The organism is Stutzerimonas azotifigens (genome assembly GCF_013522725.1).
Lineage (GTDB): Bacteria > Pseudomonadota > Gammaproteobacteria > Pseudomonadales > Pseudomonadaceae > Stutzerimonas > Stutzerimonas azotifigens_A.
In genome coordinates this window covers 37,498-59,471 of sequence record NZ_JAAMRF010000001.1, presented here as the reverse complement: position 1 = coordinate 59,471, position 21,974 = coordinate 37,498, and the positions used below count along the sequence as shown (strand labels likewise).

General features: G+C 62.0%; 18 protein-coding genes. 7 read left to right on the top strand and 11 right to left on the bottom strand.

Going from position 1 to position 21,974, the window contains the following annotated elements; genetic code table 11:
* The first annotated feature begins 61 nt into the window (after nt 1-61).
* A complete protein-coding gene (locus tag G7026_RS00260; protein WP_181069185.1) occupies nt 62-301 on the top strand; it encodes an Atu4866 domain-containing protein in 240 nt (79 codons plus the stop codon).
* A 317-nt stretch (nt 302-618) separates the two neighbouring features.
* Here G7026_RS00260 and G7026_RS00255 read toward each other — a convergent pair whose 3' ends face one another.
* From G7026_RS00255 to G7026_RS00210, 10 genes are all read right to left on the bottom strand, one after another.
* Entirely contained in the window at nt 619-1,689 is a 1,071-nt protein-coding gene (locus G7026_RS00255; RefSeq protein ID WP_181068584.1) for a lipid A deacylase LpxR family protein, read from the bottom strand.
* A 431-nt stretch (nt 1,690-2,120) separates the two neighbouring features.
* Nucleotides 2,121-3,437 (bottom strand): NTP/NDP exchange transporter, encoded by a 1,317-nt coding sequence (locus tag G7026_RS00250; RefSeq protein WP_181068583.1) that lies wholly within the window; start codon nt 3,435-3,437, stop codon nt 2,121-2,123.
* A gap of 69 nt (nt 3,438-3,506) precedes the next feature.
* The gene (locus G7026_RS00245; RefSeq protein WP_181068581.1) at nt 3,507-4,562 is read right to left on the bottom strand and encodes an SDR family oxidoreductase; all 1,056 of its coding nucleotides are present in this window, start codon (nt 4,560-4,562) and stop codon (nt 3,507-3,509) included.
* Between the two features lie 235 nt (nt 4,563-4,797).
* Complete coding sequence (locus G7026_RS00240; protein WP_181068579.1) at nt 4,798-5,058, bottom strand: DUF2790 domain-containing protein; 261 nt, start codon at nt 5,056-5,058, stop codon at nt 4,798-4,800.
* A gap of 98 nt (nt 5,059-5,156) precedes the next feature.
* Nucleotides 5,157-6,536 (bottom strand): efflux transporter outer membrane subunit, encoded by a 1,380-nt coding sequence (locus tag G7026_RS00235; protein ID WP_181068577.1) that lies wholly within the window; start codon nt 6,534-6,536, stop codon nt 5,157-5,159.
* Nucleotides 6,533-9,637, bottom strand: a complete 3,105-nt coding sequence (locus tag G7026_RS00230) for an efflux RND transporter permease subunit (protein ID WP_181068576.1) — start codon at nt 9,635-9,637, stop codon at nt 6,533-6,535. Before G7026_RS00230 ends, G7026_RS00235 begins: the two co-directional genes overlap by 4 nt.
* Nucleotides 9,637-10,812: an efflux RND transporter periplasmic adaptor subunit gene (locus G7026_RS00225; RefSeq protein ID WP_308811731.1), complete on the bottom strand. Its 1,176-nt coding sequence runs from the start codon at nt 10,810-10,812 to the stop codon at nt 9,637-9,639. Before G7026_RS00225 ends, G7026_RS00230 begins: the two co-directional genes overlap by 1 nt.
* 83 nt (nt 10,813-10,895) lie before the next feature.
* Nucleotides 10,896-12,320: a heavy metal sensor histidine kinase gene (locus G7026_RS00220; RefSeq protein WP_181068574.1), complete on the bottom strand. Its 1,425-nt coding sequence runs from the start codon at nt 12,318-12,320 to the stop codon at nt 10,896-10,898.
* A complete protein-coding gene (locus G7026_RS00215; RefSeq protein ID WP_181068572.1) occupies nt 12,317-13,021 on the bottom strand; it encodes a heavy metal response regulator transcription factor in 705 nt (234 codons plus the stop codon). The genes G7026_RS00220 and G7026_RS00215 overlap by 4 nt, the downstream gene beginning before the upstream one ends.
* 424 nt (nt 13,022-13,445) lie before the next feature.
* Nucleotides 13,446-14,345: a LysR family transcriptional regulator gene (locus G7026_RS00210; RefSeq protein ID WP_181068570.1), complete on the bottom strand. Its 900-nt coding sequence runs from the start codon at nt 14,343-14,345 to the stop codon at nt 13,446-13,448.
* Between the two features lie 112 nt (nt 14,346-14,457).
* On the opposite strand from G7026_RS00210, the gene G7026_RS00205 reads away from it, so the two are divergent.
* The 6 genes from G7026_RS00205 to G7026_RS00185 all read left to right on the top strand — a co-directional run bounded on the left by G7026_RS00205 (nt 14,458) and on the right by G7026_RS00185 (nt 19,603).
* Nucleotides 14,458-14,886, top strand: coding sequence for a VOC family protein (locus tag G7026_RS00205; RefSeq protein ID WP_181068568.1), 429 nt, complete (start codon nt 14,458-14,460; stop codon nt 14,884-14,886).
* Nucleotides 14,883-15,470: a glutathione S-transferase family protein gene (locus G7026_RS00200; RefSeq protein ID WP_181068567.1), complete on the top strand. Its 588-nt coding sequence runs from the start codon at nt 14,883-14,885 to the stop codon at nt 15,468-15,470. Before G7026_RS00205 ends, G7026_RS00200 begins: the two co-directional genes overlap by 4 nt.
* A 374-nt stretch (nt 15,471-15,844) precedes the next feature.
* Entirely contained in the window at nt 15,845-16,594 is a 750-nt protein-coding gene (locus G7026_RS00195; RefSeq protein WP_181068565.1) for a siderophore ferric iron reductase, read from the top strand.
* Nucleotides 16,588-16,713 (top strand): hypothetical protein, encoded by a 126-nt coding sequence (locus G7026_RS22575; protein WP_258190128.1) that lies wholly within the window; start codon nt 16,588-16,590, stop codon nt 16,711-16,713. The genes G7026_RS00195 and G7026_RS22575 overlap by 7 nt, the downstream gene beginning before the upstream one ends.
* An 8-nt stretch (nt 16,714-16,721) precedes the next feature.
* Nucleotides 16,722-18,719, top strand: coding sequence for a Fe(3+)-hydroxamate ABC transporter permease FhuB (gene fhuB / locus G7026_RS00190; RefSeq protein ID WP_181068563.1), 1,998 nt, complete (start codon nt 16,722-16,724; stop codon nt 18,717-18,719).
* Nucleotides 18,716-19,603, top strand: coding sequence for an ABC transporter substrate-binding protein (locus G7026_RS00185; protein WP_181068562.1), 888 nt, complete (start codon nt 18,716-18,718; stop codon nt 19,601-19,603). Before fhuB ends, G7026_RS00185 begins: the two co-directional genes overlap by 4 nt.
* 88 nt (nt 19,604-19,691) lie before the next feature.
* On the opposite strand, the gene G7026_RS00180 is transcribed toward G7026_RS00185, so the two are convergent.
* Nucleotides 19,692-21,881, bottom strand: a complete 2,190-nt coding sequence (locus tag G7026_RS00180; RefSeq protein WP_181068560.1) for a TonB-dependent siderophore receptor — start codon at nt 21,879-21,881, stop codon at nt 19,692-19,694.
* Between the last annotated feature and the right edge of the window lie 93 nt (nt 21,882-21,974).

Sequence of the window (21,974 nt, the reverse complement as noted above, 5' to 3'; positions counted from 1 at the left end):
GCTCGGATCGAGTCAAGCCGGCACCCCCGGCGACTCCAGACAACACTCAACGGAGAACAGCATGGCGCAGCACCCCTATGTCGGCATGTGGGTCACCGATGACGGCCAGATCCGTCACGAACTCCTGCCCAATGGTCGCTATGACGAGGCACGTGGCGCCCGAAAGAGCGCCTACCAGGGTCGCTACGAAGTCAGTGGCAACCACATCGACTATTGGGACGACACGGGCTTTACTGCCGATGGCGAGTTCGTTGACCGGAACACGCTCCACCATGGCGGGATGATCTTTCGTCGCCAATGACGGGCAATTGCAGAGAGGCGTCAAGCCACGGCCTGTTATGGCCAACCCCGACGCTATCCCCAGCTGGATCAGGCGTGACCGTCATGATTGCGGACACGCCAACCCCCACGGCTCTTTCTCTCACCGAGAGCCATAACGATCGGAGGGTTCATTAGGTTGGCAAATCCATGGATGAGAAATCCTGGACCAGGCGATCATTGGCAAGCTCATCCGCTTCCTGGTAACGCACCAATCACGCAATGCTCAGATTTGCAGGAAAACGATAGTTATCGACATATGATAAGGCAAAGCGATTTTCGCTCTGGTCGCATCCGCAGCTAGTACTGAGTTGAAATAGACAAAGACCCGAACCGGCCATGGTTAGTTTGCTCTTGGAACTCCCGGGTTTGCCACACATTCGAAAGCGTAAGTTGCCAACGACCCCACAAAAGAGCTAGACCCACCTGCACATCTGCCACCAAATCTTTACGATCCACTGAGTGGCTATCTCGGAAAGTGTTGCCATCCAAAAGCATGTTATGCGCCATATACCGCCCCTCTATATTGCCATAGGCAACCCAGCTGAAACCGTCACTCGCCTGGAATAATGGGGCTCCCCCAGAGGGCGGACCAATCGAAGCGTGATCGAGACTTTGTGGAAGATTATGACCTAACCGCATGCCAGCACCCGTTGAGAGATAGGTATATAAATTGCCGACGGCGCCTCCGTAACTCGGCCCAAACTCCAACTCCATGCCGCGAAATTGCTTTTGATGCCACCAGCGCCTTGTGTAGCCTAGATTCGCAAATGGCTCGTTGCTCAACTGGTGGCTCCAACCTTGTGGGATAGGGCTGTCAATTAATTCATGAACGCCTCGCTGGAGCCTTTCTCCGCCGGTGGCCGGTCCTACCAAGCCGAGGTCGAGCGTAAACGTACTAGTCGTCCGGTAACCAACCAGCTGTTCCTCCGCATACAGGGTAATCCCTCCAAAAATCAAGCCCGCATAGGGGCGATCATCAACCTGAAGCCCGGCTTGCTCAATATCCTCCGGTGTGAACATCTGGTGGCCGAATCTATAACTGACATAACCACTAAGGTCTTCTGGTTTCCAGCCAGGTACGGCGCTTGCTAGAGCTTGTGTCCAATGTTCACGATCAGGTTCAAAGGTCCAAGACGCTTCTATGCCATTTGTGTAGTGGTCGTCGTCCCCGCTTGGAAAGGCATCGTTATCGACTTTGAAAGTCAGCACTTCTGCACTTGTAAAAGCAGGAGCGGCCAGTAGCGAAAGCAGTGGTAGGATTTTTAGAAATTTTGCAATCACCCGACAGGGCTGACTCCAGCGGGCTCTAAAGCGCTGCCAGCGGTCATCTAGCCGCGCGAGACCTACTTCGCGTAAAAACCTCCTCATTACTGTATCTCCTGTCCAAACTCCGGGACTACCACGGGTGATAGGTTTTTCGGAAATTACCCCTCGGAGCGCAGAAAGTTATGGGCTCGTACTTCCATCCAGCGACGAACCGTTGCACCGTTAACACAGTCACGTGACTTATTTCGTTGGGACCAACCAAGTGAGCGGCGAACCTCGTTTCCTAACACACGCTGAAGACAGTCAGGTTTGGCAGAAACCACTAGGCCATACCAAGTTCATCACCGCCCTTTGGGGGATGTGCCTCTTTGAATTTGGTCTTCGGAATAGCGAGACCGTGTACTGGCATAGTGCGCCATTCCATATCAGGCACAAGGGCCACACGATACGACCACCGACCACCGCGCGATACGCGAATCGAGCGCCTCACAACATTGCACTGGCGCAGCAATCCGAGCGTATCTGGAGATCGCCTATGTTTCGGCGGCATTGCCTGCCCCTGATTGCTCCTGCCGATTATCGACTCTCAGCCCGAGCTGCCATCCCAGATATGCCCACGACAATGCACAGCATGCTCCGACAAGCGCGGACAGCCCGGCGCCCTGCGCTAGCATATCCAGCAGGCTTTTAGCCCAGCCGCTGACTGCATCACCGCCGCGATACACTACTGTGTCGATGAAGTTCTTGGCCTTGTACTTACTCTCAGCGTCCAGCGGTGCAAACAGCATTTCCCTTCCCGGCCGAACGAACGCGTACTCGCCGATGCGCCGCACGATCATCAACGTCGCGAGCAGAGCGAACCCGGGCGCCAGCGCAAGGCCGACAAAGCCAATGCACAGGAGTAAAGGCACCATCGCCAACAATCCTCGCACCCCTACCTTCGGCGCGATTCTTCCAGTAATGAACAGCTGCGATACCAGCGCACCCGCCTGCACGACGAAATCGATGGTGCCGAAAACGCGGACCTGCGCCTCGCGGTCAGGAAAGTGCTCAGCCACCAGACGAGCTTGTTCGAAGTAGAGAAAGGTGGTGACCGTTGCAAGTAGCACCACGAATCCGGCGATTCCTAATAGGTATGGAGATCTGAGTACCGCAGTCATGCCGCTGAAGGGATTCCCAGGCAGTGGGCGCCGGGGGCTTTCCGTCGGAGCCGAGCCGGGGCGGCCCGCCCCGCCCTCTTGGCGCCAGCGCATCAATGCTCGTTTCAATACCAGCGTGACACCTAGCAACAAGGCGGCCAGCAACATCAGCCCCGGCGCACCAATTGAGCCGATCAACACCGCACTCAGGGCCGGCCCGAGCAAGCCGCCAACGCTGGCGCCCGCCGCGATAAAGGCAAAAAGCCGTTTGGCTTGCTCGCTGTCAAACACGTCCGCCATCAGGCTCCATGCCACGGATACGACGAACAGGTTGTAGACCGATATCCAAACGTAGAAGACGCGGGCAAGCCACGTGCTATCTGGCATGAACTGGAACAGCTCAACAAATGCCAGCAGATTGATTCCGAAGAAGCCGTACACCCAGTCGATGAAGCGCAAGCGCGGTACCCGTGAACTCAGCCAGGCGAACAGCGGAACGGCCACCAGCATGGCCAGGAAGGTAAGAGTGAACAGCCATTGCAGATTCTCGACCCCCGCCGCGATGCCCATTGATTCGCGTATCGGCCGCAGCATGAAGTAGCCAGCAAAGAGACAGAGGAACAGCAGGAACCCGAATAGCGCCGGGCGCAGTTCATTATTACGGGCGTTGAGGATCTTGCCCCACCGGTGCGAATAAGAAAGGATGCTCATGGAAGCTCCAAGTAGACGGTAACCGCCCAAAAGCCAGGCGCGGACATGACTCCCGCGCCGCCAGGGGCATCAGGGATATCTCACACCGGTGAGCTGCTCAGAGAGGCCCCAAAGCCGTTCGGCATCTGCCTCGTTGGTTGCGGCGGGAGGCGTATCGGCAAAGCCCAACGGTCCGCGCTTCTGCTCCTCGCCAGTCGGGCCATAATAGGCGCCGCCCATAGCCTCTGGAGCAGTCGCAGCGTAGAGCGTGGACAAAGCCCCTTGCGCGGCAGAATGGTATTTGTCTCGATCCAGTGCCCATCGCTTTCCGAACTCGCTGTCAAGACCGGGACCGCGCGCGATCAGCTCGGTTACGGCTACGCCGGGATGTGCGGCGATGCTGCGAATCCCCCAGCCTGCTGCATCGCTGCGTTCTTGCAACGCAAACGCCCAATGCAGGATGGCAAGTTTTGATTGGGCGTACGCGCCGAACGGGTTGTACGCCTGCTCGCTCTGCAGGTCATCGAAATTCATAACCCCGCGCGCCGCGGCAATACTCGAGACGCTTACGACGCGGGCATCCTCACTCTCCCGCAACAAGGGCACCAGCAAGCCGGTCAACGCAAAATGCCCCAGGTAGTTGGTTGCCAACTGCAGCTCGAAGCCCTCGGACGATGTACCTCGCTCAGGAGGCGACATAATCGAAGCATTGTTGATCAGCACATCAAGGCGCGGCAGTCTCCGGTTAAGCCGCTCAGCCAGGCCGCGTACGGACGACAAATCGGCCAGATCAACCGGCTCGAATTGCACCTTGGCCGCGGGCACGGCTTTGTGTATACGCGCAACGGCCTCGGCACCACGCTCTGGGTTGCGTGCAGCGATGACCACCTCGGCACCGGCGCGCGCCAGCGCTAGTGCGTCCTCATAGCCCATGCCGCTGGTGCCGCCGGTTACCAGGGCGATGCGGCCGTGCTGCGAAGGCATGTCATCGGTCGACCAATCTGGTTTCGCTGCAACACGGTCGGCGGCGTGGATACTCGCTGCACTGAGCAACGCGATGCCAGCAGTTAAGGTCCGAGCCAGCTTCAAGATTCGGGTCATGCCACTGGCAACGTCAATTGCCGGTATTGCGGTGCTATGCCACATGGTTGTGCTCTCTATCGATGTGTACCGGCACGGCCGGCTATGGAACTGGTATCTGCAAAACAAGCTCGGAGGAGCACACGCAGTCATTGCCGCTAACAGGGCGCCATGCGCATACCCAGCCCACGGGGCCTCAGTCCCTGACGCCTCCGAATCCGGTGCGCCGAGACGAACGTCCGGTTCTCGGATAGGCATACCGGAGCTCCGTCTTGAAACACCGGTGGTAGCTGTCTTAGGTTCATTCGCGCGAGCACGCCTCGGCTTGCTTCAAAAAGCTGATCCGCTCGGTTACCCCCTGGGTGTTCACGAAGGTCATCTTTGCTCGCACGATCTCGCAGGTCAGCGGGGCCGGCTCTTCGATGCGGATGACCCTGGCGACATCCAGCTGCGTCCCATATCGGTAGGCAGGGACTTCAGCCTGCTCATCAGCGAGCAAGGGTGAAGCGCTCAGAGCGTTGATTGTCAACATGCTTACGATCGACAGGTTATGAACACGCATAGCATCTCCTCGATATTGATGCCGCTGCCTGGGCGGTCTGGTTGTAACTCCGAGTCGTAACCGCTCCGGAGCAGTGAATAGCGATCTCGACGCATGGGTCAGTTACCGCTCAAGGCAAGCGGCGTGGCAGGAAGGACGGGCGCGACGCCGATCGTCCGGTGCAGCTCGACCCAACGCAGCGATATGTCGGTACTCGCCTGCACCTGATTGCGCTGGATATCAAACAAGCTGCGTTCGGCATCCAGCACCTCCAGCAGCGACACAGTGCCGATCTGGTATTGATTACGCGCCAGCGCGACTGCACGTGTGGCGGAACTAGCAGCCAGATCGAGGCGCTGCTGGCGTTGCCAGCCCTGACCGTAGGCATGAATGGCGCTCTGGGTTTCCCGCATTGCATGGCGCAGCGACGCTTCGTAGGCCAGCAGCGCTTGGGCCTGGCGTGCATTGCTGGCCTCGATGCCAGCGCGAATGCGGCCGAAGTCGAACAGCGGCTGCAGCAGCCCTGCGGTCAGCGACCAGGCGGGGACGCTGGTGCCACGTTCGAATCCGCCCAAGGCACCCAGCGTCAATTGCGGATAGCGCGCGGCCCGGCTGGCAGCCAGCCCTGCTCCTGCCGCAGTGAGACGCTCACTGGCTGCGCGTACATCGGGGCGTTCACGCAGGATCTCCACCGGCACTTCGAGCAATGCCGCCAGCGCGTCCTCACTCGGCAGGCTCGTCGTTTCTGCCCCATCCGCAAGAATCGCGTCGACCTGTTGGTATTCGGTGGCCAGCAGATAGGCCAGCGCGTAGCGCGCATCGACTTGTTGCTGACGAGCAACGGGAATTTCCGCCTCGGTGATCTGCACCTGGGCTTCGATGCGCTCGAGATCCAGGCGGCTCACGGTCCCCTGGGAAAACCTTTCACGAGTCACTCGGGCGATTTCACGCTGCGTCTCGCCGGTGCGGGTGGCAATCGCCAGCTGCTGTTGCGCCAGGCGATAATTCAGGTAGGTGCTGGCGACCTCCGCCATCAATCCGATGCGCAAGCTCCGGTAATCCTCCCACGAGGCACGTAGCTCGGCGTCGCTGGCATTGCGCAGGGCACGCAAACGACCGGATACATCCAGCTCCCAGGTCAGATCCAATCCATGGAAATGGTCGCTCGTTCGGCCGTCCTGCGCGTTGCGAGCACGCCCGTATTGACCGCTTATGGCGATATCAGGACCAAAAGCAGCCGCAGCCAGACGTCGTTGCGCACGTTGTTCGCGTACCCGCTCATTTGCGCTCAACAGATCGAGGTTGTCGCGCAGCGCCAGGCGAATGAGACGCTCGAGCGCCAGATCCTCGAAGCTCTCCCACCAGCGCGGAGACAGAGCAGCCAGCGCTGACGGCAGAGAGGATGCTGGCTCCGCGAGCGGTTCGTCCCTGCCCGCCTGGCCCGCGCATCCAGCCAGGCCGAGCATGGCGACCAGCACCAGCAATGCTCGCGCGTTCATGCCATCTCTCCTGCCGGTTGAGCAGGGGCCGGTGTGCGACCGCGCCGGGACAAGCGATCCAGTGCCAGGTACACCACCGGGGTGGTGAGCAACGTCAGCACCTGACTGAGCATCAGCCCGCCGACGATCGCCACGCCCAGCGGCTCACGCAGCTCCGCCCCTGTCCCGAATGCCAGCATTAGCGGCACCGCCCCGAGCAGCGCGGCCAGGGTAGTCATCATGATCGGACGGAAGCGCGTCAGACAGGCCTGGTGGATCGCCTCGCGTGGTGACAACCCGCCTACCCGCTGGGCATGCAGAGCGAAGTCGATCAGCAGGATGCCGTTCTTCTTGACGATGCCGATCAGCAGAATCAGCCCGATCAGCGCCATGATCGAGAAATCCAGTTGCCAAGCCCACAGCAACAGAATGGCGCCAACGCCGGCCGACGGCAGCGTCGACAAGATGGTCAGGGGATGGACGAAGCTCTCGTAGAGCACGCCAAGGATGATGTAAACCGCCAGCAATGCAGTGAGGATCAGCAGCGGCTGACTTGCCAGCGAAGCCTGAAACGCTTCTGCGGCGCCCTGAAAGGTGCCGGTCACCGAAGCCGGCATGCCGATCTCCAGCTGCAGCGCATTGAGTTGCGCCACTGCGTCGCCCAAGGCGACACCGGCACGCAGGTTGAACGAGATATTAGCGGCCGGGAGCATGCCGTTGTGGGAGATTACCTGAGGGCCGCTTTCTTGATCTTCAAGGCGCGCGAAAGTACGCAGCGGCACCATCTCACCCGTGGTGGGAGAACGCAGGTGAAAGAAGGCCAGGCTCTCGGTGTTGCCCCGCTGCGCCGTGCTCAGCTCGAGCACAACCTGATACTGGTTGGTCTCGGTCTGGTACTCGTTGATCTGGCGCTGGCCGAAGGCATCATACAGGGCGTTATCGACGTCAACGGCGGCAAAACCGTAGCGGGCGGCCTCATCCCGGTCGATGGTAAGGCGGGTGACATTGGCGTCCAGTTGCAGGTCGTGGGACACGTCCAGGAACTCGGGCATCTGCCGCAGGCGCTCGGTCAACGTCCGAGTCCACTGCCCCAGCTCCGCAGTGCTCTGCGCGCGCAGGACATATTGGTACTGAGCACGGGGCACGCCGGCGCCTATGTTGATGTCCTGGGCCGCACGCAGAAAGACTTGAATCCCCGGCACTTGCGCCAGCTGTGGGCGGAGGCGATCGATGACTTCGCTGACGTTCTCGTCACGCTGCCCAGGGTCACTGAGCACCAGCCACATGCGGCCGTTACCTATCGAATCGCTGGCAACACCGCCGACCCCATGGTTGTAGCTGATGATGGCTGGATCCTGGCTGATGATCTCCTGCAGCTCCTGGTGCTTGGCGACCATCTCGTCGTAGGAGATGTCTGGTGCGGCTTGGGTGAAGCCGACGATGAAAGCTGTGTCCTGCAGCGGGAAGAAACCCTTGGGAATCATCATGAAACTCGCCACGCTCAGCATCACGCTCAACCCGAAGATGCCGAGCATGGTGCGCTGGTGGTCCAGTGCCCAACGCAATACCCGGTCATAGCCGCTGATCAGCCGCCCGGTCAAATCCGTCGCGCTGGACTGGCGGTGTTTCGGCGCCCGCATGAACAGCGCCGCCAGGGTCGGCACCAGGGTCAGACAGACCACCACCGAGATAAGGATCGCAGCCGTCGCGGTCAGGGCAAACTCACGGAACAGGCGGCCAATCACACCGCCCATGAACAACAGCGGGATGAACGCTGCGATCAGCGACACACTGATCGACATCACGGTGAAGCCGATTTCCTGGACGCCCTTGAGCGCCGCGTCATAGCGATTGTCGCCGGCCTCTAGATGCCGGTGGATGTTCTCGACCACCACAATGGCATCGTCAACGATGAACCCTACCGCTATCACGATAGCGACCAGGGTGAGATTGTTCAGGCTGAAGCCGGCCAGATACATCACCGCACAAGTCGCTACCAGCGAAACCCCCAGCACGATTGCGACGATCACAGTCGCCGACCACTGCCGCAGGAACAGCGCCATCACCCCTATGACCAGCACAATGGCAACGACTAGCGTCAGCATGACTTCATGCAGCGAGGAACGAATCGTGCGCGTACGATCGTTGAGCACTTCGACCTCCATTGCCGCCGGCAGCGCTTCGCGCAATGCCGGCAGGGCTGCCTGGATACGATCGGCAGTGGCGACGATATTGGCACCTGGTTGGCGCCGAATCACCAAAACCACGCCAGGCCGACCATTTGGCCAGTGCTGGGTATAGTCATTTTCCGCGCCGACCCGAACCGTCGCCAGGTCCTTGATCCGTACCGCAGCCCCATTGCGGTAGGTGACGATGACGTCCTCATATTCGTGCGCCTCGAATAGCTGGTCGTTGACCGCCAGCGTGGAGATGCGGTTGTTGCCAAACAGCGCCCCCTTCGGCAGGTTGACGCTGGAGCGCTGCACAGCTTCACGTATATCGCCCAGTGTCACCCCGGCGCCGGCAAGAACCTCCGGCTGGGCCTGAATACGGATGGCCGGCCGGTGCTGACCGACCACATCGATCAAGCCTACGCCTTGGATTTGGCTTAGCTGCCGCGCCAAGACGGTTTCAGCGTGGTCGCTAAGCTCGATCAAGGACAGGTGGTCGGAGTTGACACGCAAGATCAGGATCGGGCTGTCGGCCGGATTCACCTTGCGCCACGTCGGCAGGCTTGGCATGTCCTCAGGCAACCGCGCCGAGGCGGTATTGATCGCGGCCTGGACTTCTTGGGCGGCGCTGTCGATGTCTTTTTCCAGATTGAACTGCAGGTTGAGCGTGACCATGCCCAGGGAGCTGGACGAGGTCATCTCGGTGATGCCCGATATTGTGCTGAGTTGAACCTCCAGGGGTGTTGCCACCGACGAAGCCATGGTCTCGGCACTGGCTCCAGGCAGGCTGGCGGTTATCTGTAGAGTCGGAAAATCCGCCTCGGGTAACGGCGCGATTGATAAGCGCGGGAATGCCAGCGCGCCTAGCAGCACCAGGGCGACGGTCAGCAAAATCGTGCCGACCGGGTGATCCATGAACCAGGCGTAGAGGCTGAGGCTGCGCGCGGCCATCAGAATTCCCTCCGGGCGGCCATCGCGGGTTCCGGCTCCTGGGCGTCATCGAGAGTACGGACGACCGAACCCGGCCGCAGCCGCGAATGCCCGTCGACCACCACGATGTCTCCAGCGGCCAGGCCACTGACAACGGCAATCTCATTATCCCTATGAAGCACTTGTACCGCTTGCGGCGCGGCGCTGCCGTCCACGACACGCCAGACCAAAACCTGATTGACGCCCTGGCGCAGCGCCCGCTGCGGCACCACCAACGCGTCGGGTAAGGTCTGCACCGGAAGGCTCACCGTTACTGACTGATCCGGCCATAGGCGCCCGTCTGGGTTGGCGAAGTCGCCCTTGATTCTGATGGTTCCTGTCTGAGTCGACACTCGATTGTCGATCAGCCCTAGAAGCCCTTCGCCGAGCAGTAAACCGCCATCGCGCGAGTACGCCTGCAGCGTCACCGGATCGCTCTCGCTGCCTGGCTGCAGCGCCTGCAATTGCGGCAACAGCCCCTGAGGTAACGACACCTCGACACTGATCGGGTCCAGCTGCACCAAGGAGAACAGCCCCTGTGCATCGCTGGCCCTTAGAAAATTACCTTCATGGACGTTGTGAATCCCTACCCGACCATCGCTCGGCGCACGGATTTGGGTATGTGAGAGCTGTACCTGACTAGCCGCCACGCTGGCCTGATGTGTGCGCAGAGTAGCCTCCAGCTGGGCCACTAATGCACGTTGCTGGTCCAGCGTCTGGGTAGAAATGGCGTGGGTCTTGGCCAACGATTGATAACGGCGCAGATCCAGCCGGGCGGACACCAACTGGGCCTCTGTCACGGCTGCCTGTGCTTTGGCCTGCTCTACCGCAGCCACTATCGAGCGATCATCGATACGAGCGAGTAGGTCTCCACGCCTGACAAGCTGGCCTTCCTTGACCGACAACTCGACCAGCACACCGTCGACCTGCGTGCGGATCTCAACGCTGCGCTGGGAACGCACGTTGCCTAGGGCACGGAGGAGCACCGGTACCGGACGTTGCTCAACGGTGCCGACCCTGACAGGCACCGCCGGCGCTGTCGCAGCGACAGGGGCACTAGACGATGAACTTCCATAAAAGAAGGCAATGGCAACGGCCGCACAGCCTATGACCAAGACCGAATCCAGCGATTTCCTGAACGTAATGAGCGTCGCCACGACACTCTCCTTAACCCTAGAGGTGCTACGACTCTAGGGTGGGGAGACTGACGTCAAAGTGACTGGCGGCTAACAGGAAGATATCAATGGGTTACTTGGGCGAATGCGCGGGTAGGCTCTGGCGGATCGATCGCTCTCCGCGCCGCTTCGCTCGTTAGGGAAAAGCCGAATGTATTGACCCCATCCTCGCTCTTTGCGAACACCTCACCCCCATGCATGGACGCGACCGCCCGCACGATGGATAGCCCTAAGCCGTGATGCGCGTCACTGCGCGCCCTGGCCTCATCGGCGCGATAAAAGCGCTCGAAGAGGTGTTGCAAATGTTCGCTATCAATGGGCTCGCCAGCATTGGAAACACTCACCACGGCCTGTAACCCGGCATCAACCAGGCTCACTGTGATCGTGCTTGCCGGTGACGCGTACCGCACCGCGTTCTGCAGCAGGTTCGCCAGTGAGCGATGAAAGAGGCGCCGGTCGATTCTTACCCGCATGTCCCCCTTTATACTCACGCTTAAATGCTTGCCGATTAAGGACGGCTCGAGGTATTCCACTGTCTTCAACGCTTCCTCGTAGAGCGAGACATCACTAAGCTCAGTGGCGCGCTGCCCTCGCTCGGCACCGGCCAAGAACAGCATATCGTTGACGATCGCGCCCATGCGCTCCAGCTCTTCCAGATTTGATTGCAGCAGGTCCTGCAGCTCCCCGGTGTCACGCTCATGGGCCAACGCCACTTGGGTTTGTCCGATCAAATTCGTTAAAGGTGTTCGCAGCTCATGTGCAACATTCGCGTTGAATCCTTCGAGCTGACACCAAGCAGCCTCCTGGCGGGCCAAGGCTCCGTTGAACGACACCGCCAATTCTTGCAGTTCGCTCGGCAGCTCCCCGGTGTCGAGTCGCTGCTTTGAGTCACCCGGCGGCAGGCTGTTGGCCTGCCTGCTGAGCCGCCTCACTGGCCCTAGCCCAAAACGCGCAATCCAGTAACCGAGCAACGCGACCAGAACCATCCCAACAGCCGAAATCAAAATCAACGTTTCGGTAAAGTTGTCCAAGATTTCGGTGAATGGAGTCGAATCAAGCCCTACGATAAAGCGCAGCTCCGGACGACTGCCCAGAGCGGGAATAATCTTGAGCAGCACCACCATGGGTCGATCACGGCCCTGTATCTTTATATTGTCGAAGCCATCCGACCGCTCCGACCAATCCCGGCCATCCGGCATCGGTCCGCCATAGCTGTAGGCCGGGTTGTCCACAACGATCCAATAGCGCACCCGCTCATCCGAAGGTGTCAGACCATCCAGCTTCTGAAGCAAGACGCTCCAGAACTCAGGTGAATCGTACTTCGAAAGTACGGGATCAAGTACGGAATGGCGCAGGACCAATTCGTTATGCATCTGCCCAACGAGAGTCCGCTTCAAGGAACAGCGCAGCGTCACCGCGCTGATCGAGGTGATCAGAACGACAGCCAGTGCAAACATAACGCCTAGCCGCTTGGCTATCGATCCTTTCACCGGGTACCACCATGCTTGCCATGATCTGCACGACTTTCCAGCACATATCCCATGCCCCGGACGGTGTGTAGCAATTTGCGCGAATAGGGCGCATCGACCTTCGCACGGACACGCATGATCGCGACCTCAACCACATTGGCATCACTGTCGAAATTCATGTCCCACACCTGCTCGGCAATCATTAACTTGGAAAGAATCTCTCCTTGGTGCCGCGCCAAGAGGCTCAACAGGCAGAACTCCTTTGCGGTTAGATCCAGCCGTATCCCGGCTCTTGTGACCTTACGCGCTTGCAAATCTACTTCTAGGTCGTCGATACGCAAATGAGTCAGATCAGCTGCGTCATCGGAGCGGCGGCGTATCAACGCCTGGATACGCGCGACCAACTCGGCAAACGAGAAGGGTTTACCTAGGTAGTCATCCGCGCCCTCTCTAAGACCTCGCACACGATCATCTACCGTGCCTCTTGCAGACAGCATGATGACAGGTGTCTTCTTTTTGAGGCGCAATCCTTGCAAAACGCCGTAGCCATCTTTACCGGGCAACATCACGTCGAGGATCACCACGTCGTAATCCATCTCTAGCGCGTAATGCAAGCCATCAATGCCGTTGTTGGCGACATCAACGATGTAGCCAAGCTCGCTCAATCCACGATGCACATATGTAGAGGTTTTTTCTTCGTCCTCGACGATGAGCAAACGCATTCGGTACCCCCCAGGAAGGCAGACTTAGCGAGCATGGCATGGCCGAAGTATGCCAAGCAGGAACTAGCTCGCTCGCAATGCAAGCACGATCGTGCTGCTCTTAGCTGTAATAATTGTGCTGATTTGCCAGCGTCGCATCAGGAGCGGTAAACGGGTCTCCCACTCGCCAGTGTATAAAGTCAAAATGTCTGGAAGCTGACGCCTTGCTGACATTCTGTTAGATACACCTGCGTGAGCACCGACCTAAGGTGCATTTGCAACCGCGTATAAACTACGCCGGCTGCCGCAGCCCCAGCCGCCTCTCCGGCGTGTCTTCCTGTGCCCTGTCCGCCATTTCGATGCGGGTAGAACCGCTCGAGTACGACTCTAGCCCTTACCGCTGGCATCAGCCAGGCAGCGCGGTTAGCTGCCGTGTCAGCTTTTCTTAGGCTTGCATCACCGGCATCCGGCTCTCCAACCGCGGCCCCGCCCATTCCACGAATGCCCTCACCCGCGGCGAAAGCTGCAACGAATGCGGATAGACCAGCTGGATCGGCAGGTCCGCCGGCTCGAACTCCCTGAGTATCCTGACCAGGCGACCGTCGGCCAGCTCGCCCGCCACCTGGTAGTGCATCAAGCGCGTAATGCCCAGGCCTTGCACGCAGGCCAGGCTGGCAGCGCGGATCTGGTTGCATACGAGTCTCGGCGCGATGGGTTCGGCGACTTCCTTGCCGTCGTGGCGGTAGTACCAGTGCCGGCCTTGGGAGGCGAGCGTAATGCAGGCGTGGTCGCGCAGCGCCGCCGGGCTGTCGATGGCCGGGGCGGTGCGTAGGTAGTCGGGGCTTGCGCAGGTCACCAGCCGGGTGGCGCCGACCTGGCGCGCCACCATGGCCGAGTCGGGAAGGTGACCGATGCGCAGGGCGAGGTCCAGGCGTTCATCAAGGAGCGGCAGCAGCTGGTCGTTCAGGCTCAGCTCGATCCGCAGTTCGGGATGTTCCTTCAGGAAGGCGTTCACCAGCGGTGCGACGTAACGCTGGCCGAACTCGACGGGCGCGGTCACGCGGAGCAGGCCGCGAACGACGCCGTCGCGCGCGGCCAGGCGCTGCTCCATGTCGTCGAAGTCCGCGAGCATGCGGCGGCTCCAGGCCAGGTACTCCTGGCCCTCGTCGGTCAGAGCCATGCGCCGTGTACTGCGGTTCAGCAATCGAACCCCCAGATGACGCTCCAGCGCCGCCAGCGAGCGAACGAGCGACGCCACGGACTGCCCCGTCGCCTCGGCGGCCGAGCTCAGGCTGCCGTTTTCGACGATCCGGACGAAATTGGCCATTGCCTTGAGCCTGTCCATTGCCACCTTCGATCTGTGCGTTCAGTGCATAAGTATTGTCAGGTTCGAGCCATAGGTGAAACGGCCAGACCGGCAGACACTTCGGCTACCGACTTCTACCGGAGCGACTGCCATGACCGAACGACCCAGCCCTGCGCGCATTCTTTCCTACGACCATATCGGCATCCGTGTCAGCGACAAGCCACGGGCGATGGCCTTCTACCAGGCGCTCGGATTCGTGGAGACCGCGAGCTTTCCGCTATTCGAGGCCAACGAGATGGTGAGTGCCGATGGGGTGCGTATCAACCTGATCTTCAACGGTACCCGCGTACCCGGTGCCCATAACGTCCTGTTGGATGCGCCGGTCAAGCTGCCGGGCATGACCCACCCGGCCTTCATCGTTGATGACCTCGAGGTGCTTCAGGGCTGGCTGGGCGAACAGGGGATCGTCATCACCGAGGGGCCGCACCCCATCGGCCCCAGAAGGGTCGCGCTGTTCATCCGCGACCCCGACGGCAACGTCCTTGAATTCAATCAACTCGTCGAAGGAGATGCGCAATGAAACTCTACGATCTGGACGCGTCCGGCAACTGCTACAAGGTCAGGCTCTTCGTGTCTCTGGCCCATATCGAGCTTGAACTGATTCCGGTGGATATTCCGGGCGGCGAGCACAAGCGGCCCCCGCTTTCGGAGCTGAATCCGCTGGGGCAGCTGCCGATTCTGCAAGACGGCGCCCATGTCGTCCGGGATTCGCAGGCGATTCTGGTTTATCTCGCGGGCAAGTACGGCGGGCTAGCGTGGTGGCCGGCCCACCCGCTGGGGCAAGCGGACATCGTCCAGTGGCTGTCGTTTGCCGCCAACGAGGTTCAGCACAGCCTCTGCGCCGCGCGGCTGGTGGAGAAGTTCGGGTACGCACTGGACAAGGACGCGGCGCTGGCGAAGTCGCCCGCCGTACTCTCGATCCTCGACCAGCACCTTGAGCGCCATGACTGGCTGGCGATGGGTCGGCCCACAATCGCCGATTGCGCGGTCTATCCCTACGTCGCGCTGGCCCCGGAAGGTAGCGTGGATCTGGAACCCTACGGGCACGTCGCAGGCTGGATGAAGCGGATGGAAGAACTGCCCGGGTATCTGCCCAAGCCTTGAGCGAGGCTCTCGGCTGAACAGTCCAGGGTGTATTTCTCTGCATCCGCCACCGAGGCACCCTGGAAGCCCGATAGCGCCAGCCTACTGGAACTGGCCGAAAGACGCGGCCTTACGCCCGCGTTCAGCCGTGGTGGCCGTGCGGGACGTGCGACGCACCCGCGCGGCATCTTCGGCTCACCGTGGCAGACCTTTCAATTCCGCCCTGAGCCACAAAGGTGCGCCAGCGATTTCCGGCCCGCGGCCTGTCGTCCGACCGCTGCGCACGCCCCTGCTAGATGCATCGAACAACCCGATGACAACCTTTTGCTTAAGTTGAATAGTTCTCACTATCATGCGTAGACTCCTCTCAACTAACCACGACTCGTTCATTGCCCATGCCCCAGCATTGCCGCGATCTTCCCGAGTTGCTGCGTATTGCGACCCAGGCATTGCCTGGGCTGAACGGCGAAGTCGGTCCGGCCGAAAGGCACCAGCTGAAGTGTGGCCGGCCGGGCAACATTGCGCAGGTCGCCACGCTGCATGCGCATTGGCAGCAGGCCTATCCCGAGGCAGGACCGCATTACTGGTCGGCGCGCAGCTGGTCATTGCTGATCTGGCAGCCGATTTACCTCAGCATTCTCGCTGTCTATCTATGCCGCAACGCGCCCTGTCTGGCAGACATGGGCCAGTCGATGGACGAAGGCTCAGTGCATGGCTTCCGCCTACCCGCCCACTGCCCTTATCGGGGTGACCGCACGGCCTTGATATTCTGTGCCAGCGAGCAGTTGACGGCCTTCGTCGAGGGCCAGCTCGCAGAATTCAATGCGGTCGCCTCGATCTACCCAAAAATGGCGCGACTGTTGGTCGCCGACTGCGTGCGGGCAGCCCTGCTCCTGGCGCAACGCAACGAACCGATCGCCGATGAGGTCCTGCTCGAAGCCGAGCGCGACTGGCTCGCAGCATTGGCCCTGCCCGGTGGCGGCGCGCTGACCGTGCTGGACCTGGATGACGGTCGCACTTGCCTCGGCATGGGGCGCAAGGTGTGCTGCCAGCACTTTCGACGCGCCGATGGGGAGCTCTGCGACAGCTGCCCGAAACTCGACCGCGACGCACGGCTGCAACGCTTGCGAGCCCTGGCATGCTGAGCCTGCACGACATCGACGGGCGCAGCGTGCTGACGCTGAATGCACCGAGGCTGGAGGCCGGCGGCTTCACCGTGTTTCTCGGCCACAACGGCTCCGGCAATATCGCCGTGGTGAACTAGTGCAGGCGATGCCCCTGTCCAGCCGGCTTTCGCGGCCCGCGCCCGTGCCGTTGCGCTATCTGCTCGCCCTTGCGGCCATCGCTCTGCTCACACCGCTGCACCTGAACCTTGGCATGACGCACTGGACGCCCGCGCAATGGTCGCTGAGTCCGCCGGCGGATGGCAGCTTCGATGCCCTGGAGTTCGGCCTGTCGGCGCTACCGCGGCTGGTCATGGCGCTGCTCGTCGGCGCAGCGCTGGGCTTGTCCGGCAGCGTGCTGCAACAGCTGACGCAAAACCGCCTGGCCTCGCCGATGACGCTGGGTGCTGCCGCCGGCGCCTGGCTCGGGCTGACGACCATTGCCCTGTTCGCCCCGGCTCTGGCAGCTACGCACGGGCATTGGGCCGCACTCGGCGGTGCGTTGGGTGCGGTCGGGCTGGCCCTCTTGATCGCTGGCCGCAATGGCGCGTCGGGATTGCCGGTCATTCTTGCCGGGATGGCGCTGAACCTGCTGCTCGGCGCCATCGCCACGGCCATCCTGTTGGTGCATACCCAGCAGAGCCGCGGGCTGTTCCTCTGGGGCGCGGGCGACCTGGCGCAAATCGACTGGCACTGGGTGCAATGGCTGTGGCCGAAGCTGCTGGTCGGCCTGGCACTGATCGTCCTGGCGCCGCGCCCACTGACGCTGTTGCAGCTCGGTGGTGCCGGTGCGCGGGCCCGAGGGCTGTCGCTGTTCCCGGTGATCCTGATGCTGTTGCTCGCCTGCCTGTGGCTGACCTCGGTGGCGATCACCGCGGTCGGGCTGATCGGTTTCATCGGCCTGATCACCCAGAACCTGGCACGGCTCGGCGGCGCCCGTACCGCGCGGGACGAACTGCTGTTCAGCGCCCTGCTCGGCGCGCTGCTGCTGCTCGGCGCCGATGCCATCGCCCTGGCGCTGAACCGCTGGTTTTCCGAGCTGATCCCGAGTGGCGCGGCGGCCGCCTTGATCGGCGCACCGGCGCTGCTGTGGCTTTTACACCGCCAGCTTGGTGCGCAGGACCGCCAGGGCCTGACGCTGCCGCCGGGCGCGCCATCGCTGAACGTCCGGCGCCTGGCATGGCTGCTCCTCGCCGGTGGCGCGATGGTGGCGCTCACCCTGTTGCTGCAGCGCGGCCCGGGCGGCTGGCAGCTGGGCTGGCCCTCGGCCGTGCTCTGGTCGCTGCGCTGGCCGCGCCTGGTGGCCGCCGTTGCGGCGGGCTGCGGATTGGCGGTCGCCGGAATGATGCTTCAACGGCTGTTGCGCAATCCGCTGGCGAGCCCGGACATCCTCGGACTGACCGCCGGCGCAACCCTGGCCGTGGTGGTCGCGGTGATGCTGTTCGGTGCAGGCGCGATGCAACTGGTCGCGCCCATCGCCGCCTTCGCCGGCAGCCTGCTGGTGCTCGGCCTGCTCTTGCTGTTCGGCCGCCGCCATCACTATTCGCCGGGGATCATGGTGCTGGTTGGCGTGTCGCTGGCGGCCCTGCTGAACACCGCGCTGCAAATCGGCCTGACTCGAGGCGAAGCGGACGCCCTGGCGCTGCTCGGCTGGCTGGCCGGCTCGACCTACCGGATCGAAGCGGGCGAGGCGGTGATGCTGAGCCTGGCGGTTGCCGCCCTGATAGCGCTCAGCCTGATCTTCCACCGCGCGCTGACCCTGGTCTCCATCGGTGACGGCGTGGCACTGAGCCGCGGGCTGGACGTACCCCGCGCTCGGCTGGCGCTGCTGCTCCTGGTGTCGCTGCTCTGCGCGGTGGTCACCAGCGTGCTCGGGCCGGTGGCCTTTCTCGGCCTGCTCGCGCCACACATGGCGGCACTGCTAGGCGCCCGGCGAGTGCTGCCGCAACTTTGGCTCGCCGCCCTGCTTGGCGGCTGGCTGATGCTGATCTCCGACTGGCTCGGCCGCTCGGCGCTCTACCCACTGGAGGTGCCGGTCGGGCTGGTCGCCTCGATCCTTTGCGGGCTGTATTTCCTCTATCTGCTCATTCGGCAGCGCGTCGCATGAAAGTGTGGCTCTTTCTTTTCGCCCTATTACTGATCGGTGTCGGCACACCGGCACGGGCCGACGAGGCGCCGCGCATTGCCGCGCTGAGCTGGGAGCCGATCGAACACCTGTTGATGCTTGGCGTCACGCCCGTGGCGGTCGCCGACAGCGCCGACTACCGCGCCTGGGTGGTACGCCCGACACTTCCCGACTCGGTAATCGATGTCAGCACCCGTACCGAGCCGAACCTGGAGCTGCTCGCCCAACTCGACCTCGACCTGATCGTCATCACCCCGCTGCTGGAAGACTTGCGCGACAAGCTCGAACGCATCGCACCGGTGGTCGCTTACGGTGACTTCACCCAGGCACGCGACAACTATCAGATGCAGCGGGAAAATTACCTTGCGCTGGCCGAACGCATCGGCCGGCTCGACCGGGCCCGGCAGACGCTGGCGGCGATGGACGCACACCTGGACGACCTGCGTGACCAGTTGCTCGTGCATTTCGGCGAGCGTTTGCCGGACGTGACGGTAGTGCGCTTCTCGACGCCGACCGCCGTGCTGGTCTACGGGCCGAACTCCATGCCCTGGCATGCGCTGGACCTGCTGGGACTGGGTAGCGCCTACGACACGCCGGTCAGCCGCTGGGGCAATTTGCAGTTGCCGGTGACGGTGCTTAGCGAGATCGACGAGGGCGTGGTGCTGCACATCGAACCCTTCCCCGCCGGTGAGCGATTGTTCAGCAGCCGCCTCTGGGAGGGTATGCCGGTGGTGCGCGGCGGGCGCTTTGCCGGCATGCGCCCGGCCTGGACCCACGGCGGCGTGTTCTGCGTGCAATTCCTGGCCGAAGCCATCACCGAAGCGCTGCTGAAGATTGCGCCCACCGCGATAGAGCCAAAGCCATAAGCTTGAAGCTAGGGCAAAAACTAAGAGCCGGGAGCAAGGGCACCCGGCTTTTGAGTTCCAGCTTCCAGCTTCTAACTTCCAGCTGCCTTCAGTACGCCCACGTCAGCGTAACCGTCGCGTTGCGCGGCGCCGCGTAGTAGGTCTGCTCCCAGTACAGGCTGCTGTAGTACTTCTCGTCGAACAGGTTGTTGACGTTCAGCGCCACGTTGAAGTGCTCGTCGATGTCGTAGCTGGCCATGGCGTTGACCACCGCATAGTCGTCCTGGCGGGTGACGATGGTGTCGCCGCCGGCCGTGGTGCCCTGCTCGCGGGAAATGTCGTCCTGCCAGGTGACGCTGCCGCCGACCTTCAGCCCCTGCACCACCGGAACCTTATAGGTGGTCGCCAGGTGCAGGTAGTTGCGTGGCACGTAGGTGCGCACCGTGCGACCTTCCTCGTCCTCGAGCGAGAACAGATGGGTGAACCCTGCGCTGGCTTCCCAATTGTCGGTCAGTTGTCCGGCCAGGGTCAGCTCGTACCCCTTCGAGATGGCATCGACGGTGTTGTAGTAGGACACCCCGGCATCGGCGTCGAAGCCGCCGTATTCGGGCGTGTTCTGCTGCTTGGTGCGGAAGACCCCGGCGCTGGCATTCAGCCGGCCGCCAAACCATTCTCCCTTGACCCCGCCCTCGACGCTGTGGCCCTCGATCGGGTCGAGCAGCGTCAAGTTCGCGCCCAGCAGGTGCTGCGGGCTGAAGATCTTGGTGTAGCTGGCGTAGCCCGAATAATGCTCGCCGAAGTCGTAGGTGGCGCCGGCGTAGGGCGTCGTTTTCGACCCGGCATACTCGTGCGTGTCGCCGACCTGGTAGCCGTTGCTGTCGAGCCGGGTGTGGTTGGCGCCGAGGATCAGCTTGAGGCGGTCGGTCACGCTGAAGTGCCCGGCGCTATAGAGGCTGCGGCGATAGGTGGTGTAGTCCGCGCCGCTGGTCAGGCCGTTGTCGAAGTCGGGACGCGGATAGTCGCCATCAAAACCGGGCGGCAGCGGGATACTGAAGGCGTCGTCATAAGAGGACCAGCGCGCAGTCGAGCGCGACCAGTTGGCCCCGATCACCGCTTCGTGCGTGCGGCCGAACAGCGCGAACGGGCCCTTCAGATAGGCGTCGCCCAGCAGTTGCCGCTCGATGCGGTCGTACTTGGAGGCGTAGGTGAACAGGCCCTCCCCGGTATCCGCATCCGGTACGCCGCTGGCAAGGAATTGCTCGGCATCGGCGCTGATCTCGCGGTAGTTCAGCGACAGGCGCGAATGCCAGCCGCCGCCCCATTGCGTGGTCAGCTCGGCGAAGGCTTGCTTGTCCTTCGTGTCCCAATAGGTCCAGTCCGGCGAATAGCTCTTCGAGCGGCTGTAATCGATCGGGTTGCCTTCGCTGTCGTACACCGACAGCGCGCCCCACATGATGCCGTTGGGCCGGTTGCGCTGTTCGGAATAGCCGAACAGCGCCGTGTTGCGGTCGTTTAGGTCCGCCTCGATCATGGCGGAGAACACGGTTTTTTCGAGCGAATAACGGTCCAGGTAGGAGTCGCCGTCCTGTTGCATGGCGAGCACGCGGCCACGTATTCGGCCGGCCTCGTCCAGGGGGCCGGAGACGTCCAGCTCGCCGCGCGCGGTGTCCCAAGAACCATAGCTCATCGACGCCTCGGCCTGAAAATCGCGTGTCGGGCGCTTGCGTACGAAGTTGACGGTAGCCGCCGGGTTTCCCGGGTTGGCGGTCAGGCCGTTGGCGCCCTTGAGCACCTCTATATGGTCATAGAGGAAGGTGTCGATGTCGCCCATCTGCTCTTCGGAGGCGAAGGGCAGCCCGAGGCCGTCGACCTGGAAGTTCGACACGTCGAAGCCGCGCACCGAGTAGTAGGTGCGGTCGGTCTCGACCCGCTGCACGTTGACGCCAGCCGCCTGCAGCGCACCGGTGGCGTTGGTCAGGTCGAAATCGTCGAGCTGCTCACGGGTCAGGGTGATGGCGGTCTGCGGCGTTTCACGCGGCGTCATGTCCAGGCGCGTCGCGGTGCTGGTCGCGCCGATGGTGTAGGAGTCGCTGCGTTCGGTCACGCTCGGTGCCGCCTCGCGTTCGGCGGTGACGTTCACCGGCTCGAGCTGCAGCGGGTCTTCGCTTTGCTGGGCGAGCGCCAGCGGCGAGGCGAGCAGGAGCGTTATCGGCGCCAGCCGGCAGGCCAACGTTAGGGCGGACGGACGCGAGACGGGGATGGCGGCATGTGCCGACAGGTTGGGGATCACTTCGGTCATGGTTTCTTTATTTCATGTCGATTGACGTTCGGGTGCTTGCGGAGAAAGGCGTCGGGTCAGCTCATGGAATCCGTTCCTGTATGGATAAAAGGG